We start from the raw sequence: 20928 nt of genomic DNA, 5'->3' as shown, positions 1-20928 counted from the left end.
AAAACTCCTTATTTTGGTCATTTAGGTAAAGAATAAAACTCAACTTTATTTAAATAGCTTAGTTCACCTTTTAAGCCATTTAATTTAAGATAGTAAGAATGAAGCATTAAACGAGATGCTTTTTTTCCTCCGTATCTTTTGTCTCCATAAATTGGTTTTCCAATATTTTGAAGTGCAATTCTAATTTGGTGTTTTCGACCACCTTGTGCCAGTTCTGCAATTTTGCGTTTACCATCAAAAGTTAAAATTGTTTTAGCGTATTTTGAATTCGGTAAAGGCGTTCTAGAAGCTTTCATTTTATTTGAAAGAGAATCTTTGAACATATATAGTTCCACGACTCTTTTTTCTTCATTAAAATCACTTAAAAATAAATATTTTTTGACAAACTCTGCATTTGCTTGATTGAGTGCTACTAATGCTTGATATGTTTTTCCGTAAAGAATAATTCCACTAGTTTCTTTATCTAAGCGTCCTACATGTGATGGCTTAAAACTATCAACTTGTTTGTATTTTAAGTAATTTAAAACAACCATATCCAAGCTTTCATCACTTCCATGAACTTCAATTCCTGATTTTTTATCGATAACTAAAATTTGATCATCTTCATATAAGATATTAAGATCACTTCCTGCTGATTTGTTAATTTTGGTTTCTTTTTGGACATCAAAAACAGCATAAACAATAATTTGATCATTTTCGTTAATAATTAAATCTTTTTGATTTGTTCTTTTACCATTAACCTTGACATCTTTTTTACGAAATATTTTTTCTAATTTGCTAATTGGTAAATTATTTAAATATTTTTGTAGCAACTTGTATAAAGTTCGACCTTGATCATTTTTTGTGGCTAAAATTTCGAACATAAATTTCCCTTCTTAAAAATTAAATAAAAAATAATCCTAAAAGTAAGTTGGATTATTCTTCCCTTTGACTTGAAAATAAATCAAAATCATTAGCTTCATTTTCAAGTCCTTCAACATAGTTAAAATCAGTTAAAGAAGGTAAGTCCCGCATTGTGGAAATTTTAAAATAATCATAAAATTTATTAGTTACACCGTATAAAACAGGATGTCCTGGTGTTTGAGCAACCCCAACTTCCTCAATTACTCCTTTAACTAAAAGTGTATTAATTACTTGATCACTTGCAGCTCCCCGAATTTGAGCAATTTGACTACGAGTAACTGGTTGTTTATAAGCAACAATTCCAGCAACTTCAATTGCAGCATTTGAAAGCTTGTGTTTTTTTGTAACACTAACCATTTTTTGAATGTATTCTTTAACACTTTCACGTGTTGCCAATTTATAAACATCATTAAATGCTACAACTTTTAAACCACGATCTTCATCATTGAAATGTCTTTGAAAGTCAATCATAATTTTTTTAGCTTCCGCAAGTGTATTTAAATTAAAAATTTCTTTGACTTGTTCAAGATTTATACCCTCATCACCTTGAATATAAAGAAGTGCTTCGATAATTTTATTCTTCATAAACTTCCTTTCTAATAATTTGAATTTGATCAAATTGATGATCCTGAATAATTTCAAGATATTGTTGTCTTGCTAAATCCAAAATAGCAATCAAGGTAATAACAAAGTGTTTTAAACTCGGAAGTGCAAAAACTTCTTCAAAGCTAAGCTCTTTTTTGGTTTGAAGCATAAGTTTAATTTTTTCGATTTGATCAGCTGGTGTAAGATTGAAATTATCTAGCTTGGTTTGACGGAGCTTTTGTGCGTATACCCGCTCAAACATTTTTCTTAAAACTGTGATTAATTTTACCGGATTAGAATGACCATCTAAAGTTGCGTCGTCACTATCAATTAGAAATTCTTCAACATTACTTGGTTTTTTAATAAATAAGTCTTGCCGCTCTTCTTCAAAAAGTCTCAAAGTTTCCCGAACCTCTTTGAACTGTTGGTATTCAATTAATTGCTGCAAAATTTGCTTTTTCTCTTCTTCAACTTCCTCATTTTCTTCGCCAGGTTCTTGAAGTAAGATTTTTGCTTTTAATTGAATTAGTGTGGCAGCCATAACTAAATAATCACCAGCAATATCAATTTCACTTTCTTTAAGCTGATTAATAATTTCTAAATATTGATTAGCCACTTCAAGTAAATTCACTTCTAAAATATTAATTTTTTTATCTTTAACTAAAGATAAAAGTAAGTCAAGCGGTCCATCAAAATCATTAATTTTAAAAGTATAATCATCCGAAATAAATTCATCTGAATGATTATTGCGTTTAAAAAATGGATTGGTTTTATTTTTTTTATTCTTTGTCATATTTTTTAATCTCATCAATAATTGATTTTCTAACTTTTTCACCAAGTGCTTTGGCGTCTTGTCCTATAATTGTGCTTGCTTTAATTGGTTTTAAGAAAGAAACAATAACTTTAATTCTTCCTCTTCGTTTGCTATTTAAAGCTTGTTCTGAATTAATAATTGCAACCGGGATGATATTTAAATAATTTTTTTGAGCAGTTTTAAAAGCACCTGCTTTAAATTCACCTAAATCATCACCTTGTACTCTTGTACCCTCTGGAAAAATCACGCCATATCTTTTCTCTTTTTTAAGATATTCTCCAAATTCTAGTACTTTAGCTAAACTTTCTCTAAAATTAGCACGATCAATTGAAACAGTATCGAGTAATTTTAAAGCATGTTTTAAAACTCTCTTTTTCTCAAGTTCTTTTTTAGCAACAAAAGTAGGAAATTTGTGTGAATCTCCAAGTGCTTCTGTTTGTTTTTCTAAAGCAGCAATAATAAGTAAAGCATCAATGTTTGATTTATGATTTGGTGTTAATAAAACTCCACCATTATTTGGTAAATTATCAAGTCCTTTAATTACATAGTTAACATTATGCATTTTAATAATTTTTTTTGATAATTTTAATAAATATGAATAACGTTCATTTAAAGAAACCATCTCTGGTGTTCTTTTGTATTTTCTTGACATTGATCAAAGTTTTCTTGCACGATGAATTCAAGGTAAAGCAAATAAAATCTTTTTAAGTGTTATGTTAAAAGCAAATTTTTTCATAATTCTCCTAATTTTCAATTACAAAGGCAATTAAATCATCGCCATCATGGCTAATTGAAATACTAAAATTCTTAAAAGTTCAACGATGATTAATTTTTTGAAGTTCTATTTTCGAAAATGAAAAATAAGAATTATTAGCCTTAAAAATTGCCTCTTTAATTGCTCAGGCACGAGCTAAGAATAATGCTTTTTTTTCATTTGTTATCTTTAAATAATCTGAGTATTCAGCTGGTGATAAAATTCTCTGAGCAAAAGAATCTGACGCAGCTACAAAACGTGAGATTTTAGTTAAATCTACACCTATATTCTTCATAGTTTTAATTATAATTTATTATTTAAATAAATTAATAACTTTATTTTTAATTTGTTGTAAAATAAATAGATTTTTTGACTTTTATAAGTAGATTGCTTTTGGAATCATTAATTTATGAAAAAAGCTAGTCAAAATAAACTAGGACAGAAAAAATTAACAATTTATCAAATTGGATAGCCCCATACTATATTCGTATGGGGTTTTTCAATTCAAACATGATTGAATTCTAAATTTATTGTATCAATGAACATAATTAGATATCACTTTTTCTAGTTCACTCAAAGTCATAGCTTTGATATTTAAATCTCTAATTAATTCAGTTTTTAAATTTGAAAATCAATATTCCACAACTCTATTATCTAAACTATTTCCTACTTTTGAAAGTGAAATTATTCCACCTTTATTTTGAATAAAACGAGAAAAATCATCAGATGTATAAGTTGAGCAATGATCTGAATGTAATATAAAACTTTTTTCAAAATCAACATTTTCAAATGTTTTGTAAATTAATTTGGAATCATTAAATTTAGAAAGAGAAAAACTAATTATTTCTTTAGTTTTATGTTTAATTACTACTGAAAGATAAACATTATTGTTTATTGCATCTTTTGTCGCTGGAAGATATGTTACATCAGTAGCATATATATTTCTGTTATATACATCATTATAATCTCTATTAACAATGTTTTCTTTTATGACAGATGTATTCTTTACTTCTTTTAGTTTTTTTCTTTTTCTGACATTGCAAAATAAACCTAAGGCATTCATATATCTTCCCAGAGTTCTTTCGTTTATGTCTATTTTATAGTGCTTTAAGATAAAATATTTTAATTTTTGTCTACCATATTTAGATCTATTTTGTTTAAATGAATCAATAATCAAGTCTTGGTACTTTATTTTTCTGGATTTAATTCTAGGAGCAAAATTATTTCTTTTATGTTTGGATATTGTTTGTCTACAAAGATACAACAAAATAGCAAGTTTATACGAAGCCATATTAATATGTGATGCCTCTTGAACTTTTTCTGTTTTAAATTTATCTTTTGTAATTTCTCTATATCTTTTTGCAATTTCAATTAAATCTTCTCGTGTAAAAATGTCTCAATTTATATCTTGTTCTTTCGCTTTTCTTGACCTACCGGTTCCAGGCTTTCTTGGTTTTTTATTCATATTAAAATTATAATGTTTTAATATTCTTCGTAATCTCGCTTTCACATATTTATCTTTTGCTTTTGCACCATATTTATACATCAGTTCAATCGCATCCTTTTTACCTAATTGAAAAAATGTATTATAAATTTCTTTTTCTTGTTCTTCTGTAAAATGTTTTCCCATTTTTTCTCCTTTAAAAATATAAAAAATTAACATTCGAAGGAATGTTAATTTTTATTGTCCTAGTTTAAAAAGGTGTTATTTCAGCTTTTTTCAAGCAAAATCTTTGAAAAATGTAAATATTTACTCATTTATAAAATATAATATTTATAAACAAAAAACAAGGAGGGAAATGAAATTATTTAAACACAAGAAAGTAGAATTAACAGAATTATTTTTTGATTTAGTTTTTGTTTTTGCAATTTCAAGGTTAACACATGTTCTAGGACATTTGCACCACGGTTTTATTGCAATGGACGAATATTTAAAATATATAATCATGTTCTTGGCTTTAATTGCAACTTGAACGTTAGAAACAACCTTTGTTAATAGGTACGGAAATAATGGAATAATGAGTCGAGGGGCAATTTTTGCAAATATGTTCTTCCTAATGATTTTTTCAGTTGAAATTACAGCAAAATGAGAAGAATCATTTGTTCCCGCTACTTTGGGATTAATGCTTTATATTATGACTACCATGTTTCAATTCCTATATGTGAGGATTAAAAATAAAAACCTGACAGAAAACGATAAATATGTTGCAAACATTTTTATTGCAATGACAGCAATGATGGTCACCTTATTTATCATTGGATTAATAATTGGATATAAGTATGGAAATTATTTGGCTATTATTGCAACAATTTTAGCGTGAATTATTCCTCTTATATATATTAAACGAATTTCAAAAGTGCCAATGAATTTTGGTCACTTACTTGAAAGAATGACTTTGCTCACAATAGTGTTTTTTGGGGAAACTGTTGTGACAATAAGCCTCTTTTTTAAATTTAAAAATATTGATTTTGATACAGTTTTTGTCTTTTTAATTATGGTCGGCATGTTTTACTTGTACATAACTTATTATGATGATTTAATCGAGATAAATCAAGCTACAAGTGGAATGCATCTTATTTATACACACGTTCTAATTTTTATCTCTATTGCAGGTTTAACAGTTGGAATCGGATTTTTACACTCATCTGTCAAAATTAACAATCTATTTAGAGTTACATTTTTAGTTATCAATATGTTTATCTTTATTCTTGGATTGCACGTTGGAAGTAGATATATTAAAGGATATTTCAAACTTGATTTCAAATATTACATTTTAACAGCTTCAATTTGAATGACAGCTTTTGCATTAATGTTTCTTTTTAATAACTCACGTTTTATTGTGTCATTTATTTTAACTAGTGCAATTATCTTGCAAATTATTAACGTGAAATTTCAAACAATTTTTGATAAAATGGAGCATTCTCGTTTACAAGAAAAACAAAAAAATGAAAAATAAAAAACTTAGCTTTGAAAGCTAAGTTTTTTCAATTTAATATGATCTAATAAACTTAGATATGGTGCCCAAGACAGGATTTGAACCTGCACGGATTGCTCCACTAGATCCTTAGTCTAGCGTGTCTGCCAATTTCACCACTCGGGCAATTGCAAAAATATTATAAATTATTTGAAAACAAAGTCAAGAATAAAGTTATAAATCATTTAATTTAAAAAAGAATCACTAATAAAAGTGATTCTTTTAGTTTAAGTTTGCACGCTAATAAGAAATTAGAAATTCATTTGCACATCTTGAATTTGTGTTTTTGAAGCTGAGTAAAGCGGAATTGTTTCAAGACCTAATGAATCTGCAATAACTGCTGATGGTCAAGTAAATAATTGTGAGTTAAATCTATTAACTTTTGAATTGTAAAGTCTTCTTGAAGCTGCGATTTCTCTTTCAATATTAATTGTTTCATCCATTAATTCTTGGAACAATTTTGAAGCTTTAAGATCTGGATAGTTTTCAACAACCGCAATTAATCTTGAAAAAATATTTTGATTAAGTGATTCAATTTCAGCTGAATTTGCTGCTGTATTTCCTGAGTTTGTTAAATTTCTTAATCTTGAAATTTCTTCAAAAACAGATTGTTCCATTTCTTTATAACCTTTAACTTGTTGGTATAACTTACTTAAAGTGTCAAAACGTTTGGTGAGTTGGATATCAATCCCTGAAGCTGCTTCTTGAATTGCGTTTTGTTGTTCAAGTAAAGAGTTTCTTGTTGAAACATGTGAAATAATTGGAATCAAGAAGATAAATGATCCATATCAAACCACTTTTCCTAAAGTTCCAGCTTGTGCTTTAACAGGTCTATTGTCAACTGCTGGTGTAAAAGATTCTTCTTTTCTTTCTTGTCTTTGATCAAAAATATTTGCCATATTGCTTTCTCCTAAATTTTTTGTTATATATAACTAAATTATAAAATAATTTAAATTTATTAAAATCAGATATTCATTTTTTAATTCAAAAAGAAAAATCTAGATCTATGACCTAGATTTTAAAAATTGAAATGAAAATTATCTAACTTCACCAACAAGAGTTGTTGTAGTTTGAGCTTCTAATTCTTCATTTGTAAATGAGAAGTCTTTGTGAGATCCTTCTTGAAGAACAACACAAATAACATCTGATTGAATATTTTTGCTTGCAAGTAATTCTAAATCTACTTTTGCAATATTTTGACCAGCTTTAACATGATCTCCTGTTTGCACAAGTGATGTAAATCCTTCACCATTAAGTTTTACAGTATCAATTCCGATGTGAATTAATAATTTAACGCCTTCTTTAGTTGAAATTCCGTAAGCGTGTTTTGTTCCAAACACTAAGTCTACTTGACCGTCAACTGGTGAATAAACATTACCTTCTTTATCAGAAGCAAACTTAACAGCAAAACCTTGTCCAAGTGCACCTGTTGAAAACGCACCGTCATTAAGTTCTGATAAGTTCATAATTTTTCCACGTGCAACAGTTTGTAATTTAACTGGGTTAATTAATTCTTCTGTTTGATCGTTAAAAGCTTTTTGTGTAGCTTCAATTACATCCGCTTCTGTAAATTGAGGGTTTTTTGCTAAATATTCTCTAATTGCTTCTCTTTGAGATTTAATTTTAGCATTAAGTTGTTCAGCAGCAGGTCCAAAAATTGCTTGAACATGGTGTTGACCTTCGTATTTAACTCCAAAAGCACCAGCTGCTTTTAATTTACTTTCTGATACTAATGAAGCATCTTTAACGTCGTATCTTAATCTTGAAGCACAGTTATTAAATGCTGTAATATTATCAATTCCACCGTATGCTACTACGATATCTAAAGCTTTTTTATCAACATTTCCTAAATCGCTTGTTGTTGTAGAAGCGTCGTTTTTGCTTGCGTTGTAATCTGCTTTTGTGAATAATTTTGTATTTCCACCTCTACCTGGTGTTTCAAGATCTTTTCAACGAATGAATCAGTAGAATAATCCAAGGTAGATAAAGAAGTATGGAACTCCGACAACAAATGGTCAGTAGAAGTTTGTTCCTTTTTGAACATTAACCATACCGTAAATAACCATATCAAGTGCTCCACCTGAAAAGGCCATTGGAATGTGTACTCCAAGTACGTTTGCAAGTAAGAATGATACAGCTGCTAAACCTGCATGGAATACTCAGAATAATACTGGTGATAAGAATAAGAATGTAAATTCAATTGGTTCTGTTACCCCTATTAAGAATGATGTAGCAGCAGCAGGAAGAACAGTTCCTAATGTAACTTTTCTATTTTCTTTTGGAGCAGCTAAAACCATAGCAACAGCAGCTCCTGGTAATCCAAACATCATAATTGAGAATTTACCATCCATAAATCTTCCAACACGGATTCCTAAATCTTGTGCTAAGAAGTCAAATACTGGTTTACCAAATACTTGGTTTTTATCTCATTTAATAATGTTAAGTGAAATTGTTGAGTCACCTTGTAATCTTGCGGCATTTTCTGCAACGAAAGTTTTAAATGACTCTAAGTCTGCAGCTTGTTGATCTGTTAATTTAGCAACTGCTGCTAAACCTTCTTTAGATGCTAAGTAAGAATTTAACGCACTCTCAACATCCCCACCAACTGGTGTATATCAAAGTGGTGAGTAAAATACTTGGTGTAATCCAAATGGAATTAATGATCTTTCGATTCATCCAAAAACAAATGAATCACCATATTTTAATTGTCCTAATCCTTTACCTGCGGCGTTTAAAGCAACCCCAACTCATGGTCAAAAGATTAAGAAAACAAAGGCTAAAATAGCCATAAGAGGAATTGTAACTAAAGCTACGAATCTTTTTCCTCCAAAAAATGAAATAGCACTTGGTAATTGGATTGTGTGGAATCTTCTGTAAATTCATTGAACCACTAATCCAACAATAATACCACCAAAAACAGAAGTTTGAAGTGATTTAATACCTAAACTTGAACCAACTAATTTATAAAGTGATTCAGGATTTCTTCCAAGTCCTGAGAATAACACTGTATAACCTGGGTTTACTTTAGTTTGTACAAGAACATTTTGTGCATTAAGAGCAAGATTTAATGCTTTTCCTTTTGAATCAGCAAAAGAAATAACATCATTTACTTTTTTAACTTGTACTAAAATAATGTGATCTTGTAAAGACGCCTCGTTACTTAATAAGTAGTAAGTAGGTGTACCAACTTGATCATAAGCTACTGCTAATTTTTGGTTGTTAACAACAACATTTCCAAATTCATTTGCAATGTTGTTTTTATCTAAAACTATGTCATAAACATTAGTTGTAGTAAGATGTGAAGTTGATTTGTCTCAAATAAAGACTGACTGAATTGCTAAGAATACTGTATATCCAATAACTGTCGCAAAAACAGCAACACCAGCTTCATCTGTGAACGCAATAACGAATGCAATTGCGAATAAAAGTGGTAATAAGAAGAAAATTGGATCACCTAAGTTAGTGATAAATGAACCAAAAATCTTTAAACCTTCTGATGATGAATTAGAGTTAATTGCAGCACCAATTCCTAAAAACATTCCGGCAATTGCCATAACTGAAATAGGAAGCATGAAGGCACCAGAAATTTTTGATAAAACTTTTCTGACTTTTCCTGAACCACTATTATTTTTTGATTTTTCTTTTTGAGAAGAAAAAACTTTTCCTTTAAATAGTGAAAACATTTTATCCTTTCTTTTTAAGTTTTAAAAACATTAAATATCGATATTAATTTTCTAATATCTAATTACTATTGTACTAAGCAATAACTTAATATTTTTTACCATAACTAATCAAGAGAAAAGAAAGTGATAAATATTTCCACATTAGAAAATGAAAAACGAAAAAATTCTTAAAAATGCTATTTTATCTATGAAAAATCAATTAAAAATATACTTTTTAATATGAAACATTTTTTCATTTTTGAAAATCTGATTAAAATTTTATTCATTTTTTGTTCAAATATGGGAGAACTTCCATTTTTTTATTATTTTTTTTATTTATTATTTAGAGGGTCACTTTTTCTCTCTATAATAATTACACATTATTAATTGTTAATAAAACTAATGATAAGGAGAAATTATGTCAAAAAATAAACACGTAATTATTTTAATTAATGGTAAAAGAAGAAGTGGTAAAGGGCTTCTTAGTAATAAATTAAAAGAAAAATGTGCAGAGGATTTCGATAATAACGTACATGTTTTATCTTTTGCTCAGCCAATTAAGCAAATTACAGAACCTATCTTAAAAGAAATTAATTGAGACGGAGTTGATAAAGAAATTGTTCGTCCACTTTGAATTGCAATGGGTGAAGTTGGTAGAAACATCGATAACAATGTTTGATGTGCAAAAGTTTTCGATAAAATTGTGGATATTGCGGAAAAATCTTCAAAAGCTAATCAAAATAGTTTGTTTTTAATAGATGATCTACGTTTTCCTAACGAACTTGACTATTTCAAAGGGAATAAGAAAAGACTTGAACAAACTGTTAAAGAGGGTGATGAAATTAGAATTGTATCAATAAGAATTGAAAAATTTATGGATGCACAAAAATTTGTACCCGGAGTTGATGATAACTCAACAGAGACAAGTTTTGATAAACTTGTGAATATTTGCTTTGATCACATTGTTCCAATGGATGTCTTAATTAATCGTCATTGACTTCCTAATTTCTCTAATGTCGAAATTATGGCAGATGTTATTATTAGTAATTTTTTAAAATAAATCATGGCTAAAAGAAAATATTATAATAAAAAAGATTACTTCATTGACTTAGAAAATCGTCAAATGATCCTAAGCGATTCGCTTTTTGCTGCTTTAAAATCAAATAATCAATGAACAAAGTACAAAAAAATCGGAGGAAGCTCTATTGGAGATATTCTTTTAAAAGATGAACCTTTTAAATCTGAATTTGGTGCATTTTGTCACATCACAAGATTAAAACTTCCTGTAATGATTAATAAATATGTTCATGCAGGGACCGTTCTTGAACCACTAATTTTTGATAAATTAAGAGAAAGTCAACCTAATAAGTGATCTTCAAAAATTTTAAATTATGTTGCCGCCGATTATAACTATGATTATTTCGCTGGTAAAGATGAAATTTTCGGAGGAGTGCCTGACGGTTATATGTCAACTCTTGAAGAATTTAATTTAGAAAACGAAATTAATGAGTTAAAAAAACAGTTAACTAATTTTAAAAATAACAATAAAATCGAAGAAATTGCAAAGTTAGAAGATCAAATCGCATTACTTGAATATAAATTTAATAAAGAACATCGTGAAAAAGGTGTGATTTTAGAAATCAAAACAGCAGGAATTAAAAAAATGGCTAAATGAGATGCGGGTGAAGTTGATTTATCGTATCGAAAACAAAGTCAATTATATTCTTATTTGAATGGTAATTTACGTTACATTATTATTGCTTTATTTTTGGAAGAAAATGACTATCAAAATCCAGCTGATGTTGATTTAAACCAAAGAAACATGCGAAGCTATAAATATGAAATTAACGAACTAGAAGTTCAAGATGACATTACCAAAGTTCGTAATTGATATAAATATTATACAAATACAAAAGTTTCGCCTTTATTTGACTTGCAAAAAGACCAAGATCAAATTGATTATCTTCTTTGTGAAAATGAAGAACAATGAATTGCACTTTTAGAAAAATGAAAATCAATCGGTAAAGCCGATCCTGAGATTCAACCATAAAGAAAAACTCATACTTATTAAGTATGAGTTTTTTCTAACCAATAGCACTGCGAGTACCTGATGTGTAAACATCTATTACTCCTTGGCCGTCTGTTTGATTTCCTGAGTTTCCAAGTTGAGCTTATTTTTTAGGCTTATTTTTTTATACATATATCAAAGATATATGACCTAAAGAAAAAAATGTTTTTTTTACTTACATTACACACATAAAATGATATAATAAGAGCATGAGTTACAGTTTATGCAAGAAAAAACAAAATGGAAAATATTATTTAGTTTTAGCTATTTCTAAAGGTTTTAAAAAAGGTTATGGAAATCAGATTGGTCTAGGGTACTGAGAAGATATCAAAGAAAAGTATGGATTATCTTCAATTGAAGATATAAAAGAAATAGCAAAAAAAGTAGATACATCTTTAGATAAAACTGTTGCAAAAGAAGAGTTTTTTAAATTATTAAAACCTACTTCTGTAAAAACAAGTATCCAAAATATTGGAGTTGATTTAATTTATAAAGTTATTAAAGAATTAGATTTATTTTCGGCATTACCAAAAAGTAAACATAAATCGTTAGAAGAGGTTTTGGAATTTTTCATAGCAACTAGAATTATCCTTCCAAGAAGCTATATGTCACAATATAAAAATAAAAGTGATTTTATAAATGATATTAATGTTAAAAAATCATCAATATATAACTATCTTGATGTTATTTTCGAAAATAAGAATTCTGTTTTAGTCAATTTATTTCAAAAAATAAATGAATTCACAAATCGTAATAATAAAGTTTTTCACTTCGATAACACAACAGTTTATTTTGAAAGCTTTACAAGAGAAGGAATAAGAAAAAACGGTTTTTCAAAAGACGGAAAACACAATGAAGATCAAGTAGTCATAGCAATGGCTGTAGATGAAAACGGAATACCAATACACTATAAAGTGTTCCCAGGTAACACGGCTGATGGTAAAACAATGTTATCCTTCGTTTTAGAACTTCAATCAATCTATAAAATAAAGGATATTATAATAGTTGCAGATCGTGGAATAAATAACAATGCAAACTTACGTTTCCTAGAACAAAAAGGAATTAAATATATATTCCAAAAAAGATTAGATACATTAAGTATTGGGATGAAAAAATTCATTCTTGAGGACAAACATTATGTTTTTAGAGATGAAATGTTTTGGAAAGAACAAATTGTTGAATCTGTTTGAAACAAAAATAGATTTAATGGTAAATACAGAAAATGATGTGTGTTTTTCAGTCCTGGGAAAAAGACTTTAGATAAATTAAAAAGAAATAATTTTATTGATAAATTGAATAAGAAAACTGTAAATGGAGAACTCCCACTTAGTTCTTTAGTTCCAGAATATAAAAAGAAATACATGGACATTGATGGCAAAACAGTGGGTAAATTAAATTGAGAGAAAATTAAGAAAAAAGAATCTGAAGATGGTTTTTACATTATTGAAACCAATATTTTAGATTTAACACCAGAAAAAGCTAATGAAATTTACAGAAAACAATGAAAAGTAGAAGAAAATTTCAGAACATTAAAATCTTCTTTACAAGTTAGACCTGTTTTTGTTCATAATGAACAGCATATACTTGCACATCTTTTATTATGTTTCATTGCTCTTGTTGTTTTAAAATACTGTCTTTATAAATTAAAGAAATATTATGAAATCAATGGAGAAATACAAAAAGTGACGTTAGATTTATTTGTGGATTCATTAAGAATGATGACTATAACAAAAAAAGAAGTAAATGGAAAAGTGGTACAAGAAATAATTAATGATTTGGATGAAAACCACAAAGAAAATATAAAAATTTATAAAGATTTTATCGCATGTATGAGTTAATTCTATGTGTGTAATTTTAAATGTAAAAAAACGAATACACCTTATTTATAGATGTATTCGTTTTTTATAGCGTCTCAACTTGGAAACTCAGGATCAATCGGTAAAGCCGATCCTGAGATTCAACCATAAAGAAAAACTCATACTTATTAAGTATGAGTTTTTTCTAACCAATAGCACTGCGAGTACCTGATGTGTAAACATCTATTACTCCTTGGCCGTCTGTTTGATTTTTATTTAAAACAAAAATCGGAAAGACATGGGTATTATTCGCTTGGTTTGATGATAATTCATAAATTTTAGAATCATTAACAAAAACTTGTAAAGTGAAATTCCCATAAATATTTGCTAAAAATGGGTATTTTCCATTAAATCCTAAAAAGCGAAGTGGTGTTAAATTACCATTACTATTATTAATTAAAACAGGTAAAGCATTTGCTTTATAACCTTGTTTTCAAGAATCACCTTGATTGTTTAAACTAAAAATTATTTTTAAACGATCTTGGGATTGCAATTTATAGCTAGCTAAATGTGAAGATAAAAATGCAACTTCAAAGAAAGAACCACCAAAGTAATTTAAGCTACCGATAGCTTTAGCTTGATTTGCGATAGCACTAAATTGAAAACTAAATGATCCGTTGGTGTCAAATGGTTTGGTAAAAAGAGTTTGATTTTCTTCCAATGTAAAATCATTATTTGCAAAATTAGCCTGCTTAAAGAAATTTAAGAAAGCAATTCAAAGAGCATCTTGATATGAAAAAGCTTGACCATTTGAAATTTTTGTATTTCAACTAGTTTTTCCATTCTCTTGAATATAAGAATTTAATTTTCTTAAAGTAGCTTCGTTTGCTCCCTCTGTTTCTAATTTTTCACGGAATTGAATTTTATAAGTGCTTGGAAAAAGTCAATAATCAGCTAATGAATTAGGGGTAACTTCACTTCGATTTGGTGTTTGATCTGGATTATTTCCACTACGTACAAAAATATTGAAAGATTGATCTTTTTTATCATAGGTATTGTAACTAATTGTTGAGTGATTAATGTTTTGTAAATTGAATTTTAAAATTCATTCTTCATTTGTTGTGGAACTATAATTTAAAAAAATAGAATTTGAAGCAAAATCAATTTGGTCTAAGGCAATCTCATAAAATTTGGAAGTACGAACTCCAAATTTAGCTTGTAATTTCAGTTTATTTTCACTTAAATATTTTTTAAGATGCTTCAAATTGAAAATAGCTTGACTATTATTTTTATCTTGAAAAGTTAATTGAACTTGCACTTTTGAGTTAGTACCGATGATATATTCAGCACCTGTTGGACGTGGATAATTTAAATTTACAAAAATATTATATCTTCCACCCTGACGCACATCCCCTGAACTTAAATCAAAACTATCGACTTGATTTTTAAATTCTATTATTTGTTGTTTTAGATCTTGAAATTTCAAGTTATTTAAAACATAAAACCTAACAAGATTTGTTTTTGAATTTTGGGTTTCGAAACTAGAATTTAAAGTTTCCAATAATGCAGAAAAATCATCCATATAATAATTTTGAGAAGCAAAATTATTAATTAACTGTTTAATTTCTTCTTGTTTATTAGTTCAATTTGATTTAATTTGTTCTTCAAGAGTAATAAGAAAAGAATTAAGCTCTTGATTCAAAGAACTTAATTCTGTATTGTTTAAATGATCGATATCAGTAATTTTGTTTTCAAGATTATGGAAGCGATCATTTAAATTACGCATATCAAAGAGAGAGTAATTGTCTTTAATTAAACTAAAAGCATGTAAATTTTCACTTTCTACTACTTCTGAGTTGGATTCGTGATTAGTAATAGGTTCTTCGTTGACATTTTCTGAGCTACCTGGGTTATTTTTAGTAATATTAACACGAATTTGATTTGCAAAATCAACAACTTCTTTTTGTCCAGGAGCTAAAAAATATCCATTTGGTAATTCACTTTGAACATCAATTTGATTAACATTATATTCTACTTTTTTACTAATTGTAGAAACCACTTTTTGTGAATCTATATCATAATAAATAACTTGTGAATCTTTCTTAATATAAACAACCTGAACAACAACGCCCGGTTGATACTCAACCATAGTTTCTTGATTGTTTGCTAATTTCATTCCTATTGGTAAATATTGAGTTAAGTCAATTTTATTAGCTAGAAAATCAATTTTTAAATTCATTTTCTCTTCTACTTTTTGCTTATTAACTTCAAAAACTAAAGTAAAGTATTTATATTTTGGTCGTACAGTTACCCGAATTACATCATTAATTGCAAATTCTTGAATATTTTCAACTAAAACAAAATCATGTGGAATTTGTCTTAAATCTAAATTAACAGTGGTTGTTTCTGGTAAAAAGTTTGCTTGATATGAACCAACTTTGGTGTTGTTTTCAAGCATAAATTCAAAAGTGACTAACTTTGTTATTTTAGATAAATTAATTCTTAATTCTGATGAATAATCAACTATATTTTCTTGACCCTGTGCTAGCTTATAACCTTCTGGGATAAAAGCGGTTAAATCAATTGTTTCCTGTTCATTTGGAATTGAAACAATTTTTTCTTCAATTTTTGAATTATCTAAATAAAAACTCAAAGTAGCACTTTTACGAACTGCTTTTTCGACCAAAACAACATCATTAACTTTTTGTAAATTAATAACTTGTGCTTGATCATTTGCTAAAAGATAATTATTTGGTAAATATTGAGGATTTGAATAAAGATCTAAAGTTTCCGTTTCATACGGAACACTTAATACTAATTCCTTACCAGGAAGTAGTTCATTATTTTGATCATGATGTACAAAATATCTTAAACGAATTTCTTTTGTATCTGGTACAACATCAACTTGCAGTTCTTCTTGGTTTGGTTCTAAATGGATTTGGTTGATCGCTTTGTTTTTTAGATGATATCCACTTGGAATTTGAAGTTGATCAATTTGTAATTGATCTTGTTCAAAAGGAATAACAAGAACATGAGATTTTAATAATGAATTATCATCGTTATTAACAATGACAATATTAAGATTTTTTTGAAGTTGTCTTACTAAAACACTAATTAAATAAATACCATCCTGATTTGAATCAATTTGATAACTTTCAAATTCAAAATTATTAGGAACATGACTTTTTGCAAGTTCGCTTAATTTTGTTTCACTTGCTAAGCTCTTAGTTTCATATGAATAAGGCTCAGCAACTATTTTTTTGTTTTTATTTGAATCATATTTATAGTAAACAAATTCATAAATATTCTTTGTATTTTTATCGTTTTGCCGATCTTTGACATTATAGACAATACCAGCTGCTGTTGTAGCAACCAAAACTGAAGCTCCAACAACACCCGCTAAAACATACAAAGACTTAGTGCTTAATTTTGTTTTCATTGATTTAATCTTTCTTTGTTTATTGTTTTTCTTTACACTTATTTTATTACAAAAAATAAAAAATTCAATAAAAAGCTACTCAAAAAGTAGCTTCATTTTGGTAATTTTTTGCAAAATTTCTTAAAGAAGTTCAATTCCTTCTTTAGCAACTTTTTCACGGTACTCTTCTGGTCAATAACTCGCTTGTACTTCGCCAATATGTGCTTTTTCTAATAAAAACATACTTACTCTTGATTGACCAATTCCACCACCAATTGTTAATGGTAAGTTTTCTTCAACAACAGCTTTATGATAAGGTGAAAGTTTTTTTACTTCCTCAGCACTTAAACCACTTTGTTTGACAATACTCTCTTGATCTACTCTAATCCCCATTGAAGAAAGCTCAATAGCACTTTGAAGAACATGTGAATAGACAATTAAATCACCATTTAAATCTCAATCATCATAGTCGAAAGCACGTTTACTATGAATTAATTTTGATTTTAAGGGGTATCCTATTTGGTAAACAAAAATTGCTCCTTTTTCTTTTGCTAATTGAGTTTCACGATCTTGAATGCTTAAATTTGGATATAAATCTTCAAGTTCTTGTGAGCTAATAAAATAAACTTCATTAGCTAACTGATCAGTTAAAGTTGGGAATAATTTTTGTAATTTTAATTTAGTAGCTTTTAAAGCTTCATAAATTTGATTTACTGTTTGTTTTAAAAAATCTAAATTACGATCTTTTCTTAAAATCACCTTTTCTCAATCTCATTGATCAACATAATAAGAGTGTAAGTTATCAAGTATTTCTTCTCTTCTAATTGCATTCATATCTGTATAAAGACCCTCATAAGGTGCAAAATGATATTTTTGTAAAGCATAACGCTTTCATTTAGCGAGTGAATGAACAACTTCAAGACGCTCTTTTGAATCTCTTGGTAAAAATCAAACAGGCTCTTCTCCGTTTAAACCGTCATTTAAACCTGACTCTTTTGAAACAAAAAGTGGAGCTGTTGCACGAGTAAGGTTGAGGTTTTTCTTAAGTTCCTCATGAAAAATTTTTTTTAAATCTTGAATCGCACTTTGTGTTTGGCGAACACTTAATTTTGGAATATACATAAAATCTCCTTGTTTAATTATTTTTAATATTATAAATTAATAATGTATTCGTATCATTTTTCTACTTTGTATGGATTTCAAATAGTTTTAGAACTTGCTTTAACATTATAATTTTCACTTAAAAAAATCTTATAATGAATCGAATTACATTTAGCTCTAAAAATTGTTAAAACTAAAACCGCAAAAAAGATTAGAGAGCAAATAATAACAGATAGTTTTAAAAGAAGTTTGTGCAAGTTTGTTAGAACTGCACCTTGAAAATGAAAAGTTAAACCAATTCCTAAAAGAATTAAAAAGATTGCTCAAAAAGTTATGCCAAGGACAAACGGATAACTAATTTGTTTGCGAACTTTATCTGCAAGAACAATTAATTCAAAATGTAACTTCGTAAATAAATTCTCACTAGCAAAAACAAGTAAATTTTTGCGAAAAATTCATAGTCCATAAATTGGAATTAAAAGCAAGCGAAAATTCATAATAAAAACCGGATTAAACACTTGAATTTTAGTGATTAATTCTCTTAACATCAAACAATTAATTAAAAAAAGAATTGAAGTTATTAAACATAAAAAACCAATTACACTATAAAGAACTATTTTTAAATAATATTCTTGATTTACAAATCCAATTTGAAAATCAAAAATTGTAAAATAAAGAGCCAGTGGAACACAAATTGAAGCTACAACTAAAAATAATAAACTAAATTGTGCACCAAGCATTTTTCTCAAATAAGATAAAATATTGAGAAAATTTTTGTTTAAATTATCAGTGAATTTTAATAACATAATAGAAATATTATAAAATATAAACTAATATTGTTTTAATGAATTTTATTCAAAAAACAAGTAAGGAAAATCAAAATGAAAAAAACAAGTAAATGAATTTTATGATCGTCATTATTAATCGGTGCTACAACAATAAGTGGAATGAGCGTCTTTTTTGTTCCCTCTGGAATTTATGATACAAAAATTGCTCACTATAAACAAGAAGAAATCAATAATAAAGTTATTGATTTTGATAATGATCAAGTTTTACAAAATTATCAAAATGTTTTACAACTTCAAGATCAAGCGGATATTAACATTTATTTTTCTACTTTTGGCGTGCAAACTTTTTACAATATGATTAGAATGTCAATGTTAGCTAACACAGAAACTCATTTTTTATGAACAAGTAAAATTGCAATTCAGAGCAATTTTAACGAAGATGCTTATCGTCATTTTATTCAAAATGATAAAAAGATAGTAAAAAATAATCAAGTTTAAACTAGGACAGAAAAAATTAACAATTTATCAAATTGGATAGCCCCATACTATATTCGTATGGGGTTTTTCAATTCAAACATGATTGAATTCTAAATTTATTGTATCAATGAACATAATTAGATATCACTTTTTCTAGTTCACTCAAAGTCATAGCTTTGATATTTAAATCTCTAATTAATTCAGTTTTTAAATTTGAAAATCAATATTCCACAACTCTATTATCTAAACTATTTCCTACTTTTGAAAGTGAAATTATTCCACCTTTATTTTGAATAAAACGAGAAAAATCATCAGATGTATAAGTTGAGCAATGATCTGAATGTAATATAAAACTTTTTTCAAAATCAACATTTTCAAATGTTTTGTAAATTAATTTGGAATCATTAAATTTAGAAAGAGAAAAACTAATTATTTCTTTAGTTTTATGTTTAATTACTACTGAAAGATAAACATTATTGTTTATTGCATCTTTTGTCGCTGGAAGATATGTTACATCAGTAGCATATATATTTCTGTTATATACATCATTATAATCTCTATTAACAATGTTTTCTTTTATGACAGATGTATTCTTTACTTCTTTTAGTTTTTTTCTTTTTCTGACATTGCAAAATAAACCTAAGGCATTCATATATCTTCCCAGAGTTCTTTCGTTTATGTCTATTTTATAGTGCTTTAAGATAAAATATTTTAATTTTTGTCTACCATATTTAGATCTATTTTGTTTAAATGAATCAATAATCAAGTCTTGGTACTTTATTTTTCTGGATTTAATTCTAGGAGCAAAATTATTTCTTTTATGTTTGGATATTGTTTGTCTACAAAGATACAACAAAATAGCAAGTTTATACGAAGCCATATTAATATGTGATGCCTCTTGAACTTTTTCTGTTTTAAATTTATCTTTTGTAATTTCTCTATATCTTTTTGCAATTTCAATTAAATCTTCTCGTGTAAAAATGTCTCAATTTATATCTTGTTCTTTCGCTTTTCTTGACCTACCGGTTCCAGGCTTTCTTGGTTTTTTATTCATATTAAAATTATAATGTTTTAATATTCTTCGTAATCTCGCTTTCACATATTTATCTTTTGCTTTTGCACCATATTTATACATCAGTTCAATCGCATCCTTTTTACCTAATTGAAAAAATGTATTATAAATTTCTTTTTCTTGTTCTTCTGTAAAATGTTTTCCCATTTTTTCTCCTTTAAAAATATAAAAAATTAACATTCGAAGGAATGTTAATTTTTATTGTCCTAGTTTAAGTTTGAGCAAACAATCCCAAATCAAGTGTAACTAATTTAAATTCTATCTCAGAAGGTACTGCAATTAAAAAAATCAAAACAATTGCACGTGAAAATCCTAATAAGAAAATTTTCGTTTGAATCAACTCAGATCATGTAACCAAAGATATTAGGTATATTGAAGAACTTTCAACTTTAAAAAATGTAATTGTAAATGGTCTTGAAGATTCAAATGTCATTAGTTCCCTTCTAGTTAGTGATTGATTAGATAAAATCAGTACAGATGAATACCACTATAATGCAAAAACTAAAACATGAGAA

At 27.5% G+C, this 20928-nt stretch carries 17 protein-coding genes and 1 tRNA gene; 5 read left to right on the top strand and 13 right to left on the bottom strand.

Going from position 1 to position 20928, the window contains the following annotated elements; genetic code table 4:
* Nucleotides 1-8 precede the first annotated feature (8 nt).
* From EXC53_RS01195 to EXC53_RS01170, 6 genes are all read right to left on the bottom strand, one after another.
* A complete protein-coding gene (locus EXC53_RS01195) occupies nucleotides 9-863 on the bottom strand; it encodes a pseudouridine synthase (RefSeq protein WP_119571831.1) in 855 nt (284 codons plus the stop codon).
* Between the two features lie 52 nt (nucleotides 864-915).
* Nucleotides 916-1488, bottom strand: coding sequence for an SMC-Scp complex subunit ScpB (gene scpB / locus EXC53_RS01190; RefSeq protein WP_119571832.1), 573 nt, complete (start codon nucleotides 1486-1488; stop codon nucleotides 916-918).
* Entirely contained in the window at nucleotides 1478-2281 is an 804-nt protein-coding gene (locus tag EXC53_RS01185; RefSeq protein ID WP_119571836.1) for a segregation/condensation protein A, read from the bottom strand. Before EXC53_RS01185 ends, scpB begins: the two co-directional genes overlap by 11 nt.
* Nucleotides 2268-3038, bottom strand: coding sequence for a lysophospholipid acyltransferase family protein (locus tag EXC53_RS01180; protein ID WP_119571833.1), 771 nt, complete (start codon nucleotides 3036-3038; stop codon nucleotides 2268-2270). Before EXC53_RS01180 ends, EXC53_RS01185 begins: the two co-directional genes overlap by 14 nt.
* 7 nt (nucleotides 3039-3045) lie before the next feature.
* The gene (locus tag EXC53_RS01175) at nucleotides 3046-3351 is read right to left on the bottom strand and encodes a holo-ACP synthase (protein ID WP_119571834.1); all 306 of its coding nucleotides are present in this window, start codon (nucleotides 3349-3351) and stop codon (nucleotides 3046-3048) included.
* A gap of 153 nt (nucleotides 3352-3504) precedes the next feature.
* The gene (locus EXC53_RS01170; protein WP_129724513.1) at nucleotides 3505-4719 is read right to left on the bottom strand and encodes an IS3 family transposase; all 1215 of its coding nucleotides are present in this window, start codon (nucleotides 4717-4719) and stop codon (nucleotides 3505-3507) included.
* 136 nt (nucleotides 4720-4855) lie between these two features.
* Between EXC53_RS01170 and EXC53_RS01165 the strand changes: the two genes are divergently transcribed.
* Complete coding sequence (locus EXC53_RS01165) at nucleotides 4856-6013, top strand: low temperature requirement protein A (RefSeq protein WP_119572229.1); 1158 nt, start codon at nucleotides 4856-4858, stop codon at nucleotides 6011-6013.
* Nucleotides 6014-6072: 59 nt separating this feature from the next.
* On the opposite strand, the gene EXC53_RS01160 is transcribed toward EXC53_RS01165, so the two are convergent.
* From EXC53_RS01160 to EXC53_RS01150, 3 genes are all read right to left on the bottom strand, one after another.
* Nucleotides 6073-6157, bottom strand: a tRNA-Leu gene (locus tag EXC53_RS01160).
* Between the two features lie 125 nt (nucleotides 6158-6282).
* The gene (locus EXC53_RS01155; RefSeq protein WP_119572230.1) at nucleotides 6283-6930 is read right to left on the bottom strand and encodes a LemA family protein; all 648 of its coding nucleotides are present in this window, start codon (nucleotides 6928-6930) and stop codon (nucleotides 6283-6285) included.
* 138 nt (nucleotides 6931-7068) lie between these two features.
* Nucleotides 7069-9714, bottom strand: a complete 2646-nt coding sequence (locus EXC53_RS01150) for a glucose PTS transporter subunit IIA (RefSeq protein ID WP_119572231.1) — start codon at nucleotides 9712-9714, stop codon at nucleotides 7069-7071.
* A gap of 397 nt (nucleotides 9715-10111) precedes the next feature.
* On the opposite strand from EXC53_RS01150, the gene EXC53_RS01145 reads away from it, so the two are divergent.
* From EXC53_RS01145 to EXC53_RS01135, 3 genes are all read left to right on the top strand, one after another.
* Complete coding sequence (locus tag EXC53_RS01145) at nucleotides 10112-10753, top strand: hypothetical protein (RefSeq protein WP_119572232.1); 642 nt, start codon at nucleotides 10112-10114, stop codon at nucleotides 10751-10753.
* A gap of 3 nt (nucleotides 10754-10756) precedes the next feature.
* On the top strand, nucleotides 10757-11743 hold the full coding sequence (locus EXC53_RS01140; protein ID WP_119572233.1) for an MAGa7180 family putative nuclease: 987 nt from the start codon (nucleotides 10757-10759) through the stop codon (nucleotides 11741-11743).
* A 227-nt stretch (nucleotides 11744-11970) separates the two neighbouring features.
* Nucleotides 11971-13599 (top strand): IS1634 family transposase, encoded by a 1629-nt coding sequence (locus EXC53_RS01135; protein WP_129724553.1) that lies wholly within the window; start codon nucleotides 11971-11973, stop codon nucleotides 13597-13599.
* A 163-nt stretch (nucleotides 13600-13762) separates the two neighbouring features.
* Here EXC53_RS01135 and EXC53_RS01130 read toward each other — a convergent pair whose 3' ends face one another.
* The 3 genes from EXC53_RS01130 to EXC53_RS01120 all read right to left on the bottom strand — a co-directional run bounded on the left by EXC53_RS01130 (nucleotide 13763) and on the right by EXC53_RS01120 (nucleotide 18882).
* On the bottom strand, nucleotides 13763-16996 hold the full coding sequence (locus EXC53_RS01130) for a hypothetical protein (RefSeq protein WP_129724576.1): 3234 nt from the start codon (nucleotides 16994-16996) through the stop codon (nucleotides 13763-13765).
* Nucleotides 16997-17116: 120 nt separating this feature from the next.
* Nucleotides 17117-18097 carry an aspartate--ammonia ligase gene (locus EXC53_RS01125; protein WP_129724574.1) on the bottom strand — a complete coding sequence of 327 codons (981 nt, stop codon included), beginning with the start codon at nucleotides 18095-18097 and terminating at the stop codon, nucleotides 17117-17119.
* 29 nt (nucleotides 18098-18126) lie between these two features.
* A complete protein-coding gene (locus EXC53_RS01120; protein WP_129724572.1) occupies nucleotides 18127-18882 on the bottom strand; it encodes a hypothetical protein in 756 nt (251 codons plus the stop codon).
* A gap of 75 nt (nucleotides 18883-18957) precedes the next feature.
* On the opposite strand from EXC53_RS01120, the gene EXC53_RS01115 reads away from it, so the two are divergent.
* Entirely contained in the window at nucleotides 18958-19362 is a 405-nt protein-coding gene (locus EXC53_RS01115) for a hypothetical protein (RefSeq protein WP_129724569.1), read from the top strand.
* A gap of 16 nt (nucleotides 19363-19378) precedes the next feature.
* Here EXC53_RS01115 and EXC53_RS01110 read toward each other — a convergent pair whose 3' ends face one another.
* Nucleotides 19379-20593, bottom strand: coding sequence for an IS3 family transposase (locus EXC53_RS01110; protein ID WP_129724513.1), 1215 nt, complete (start codon nucleotides 20591-20593; stop codon nucleotides 19379-19381).
* Between the last annotated feature and the right edge of the window lie 335 nt (nucleotides 20594-20928).

Origin of the sequence: Mycoplasmopsis gallopavonis (genome assembly GCF_900660635.1) — a bacterium.
Lineage (GTDB): Bacteria > Bacillota_I > Bacilli_A > Mycoplasmatales > Metamycoplasmataceae > Mycoplasmopsis > Mycoplasmopsis gallopavonis.
Note: the sequence above shows the minus strand (reverse complement) of the source record. Positions and strands in the feature narration are given on the sequence as shown.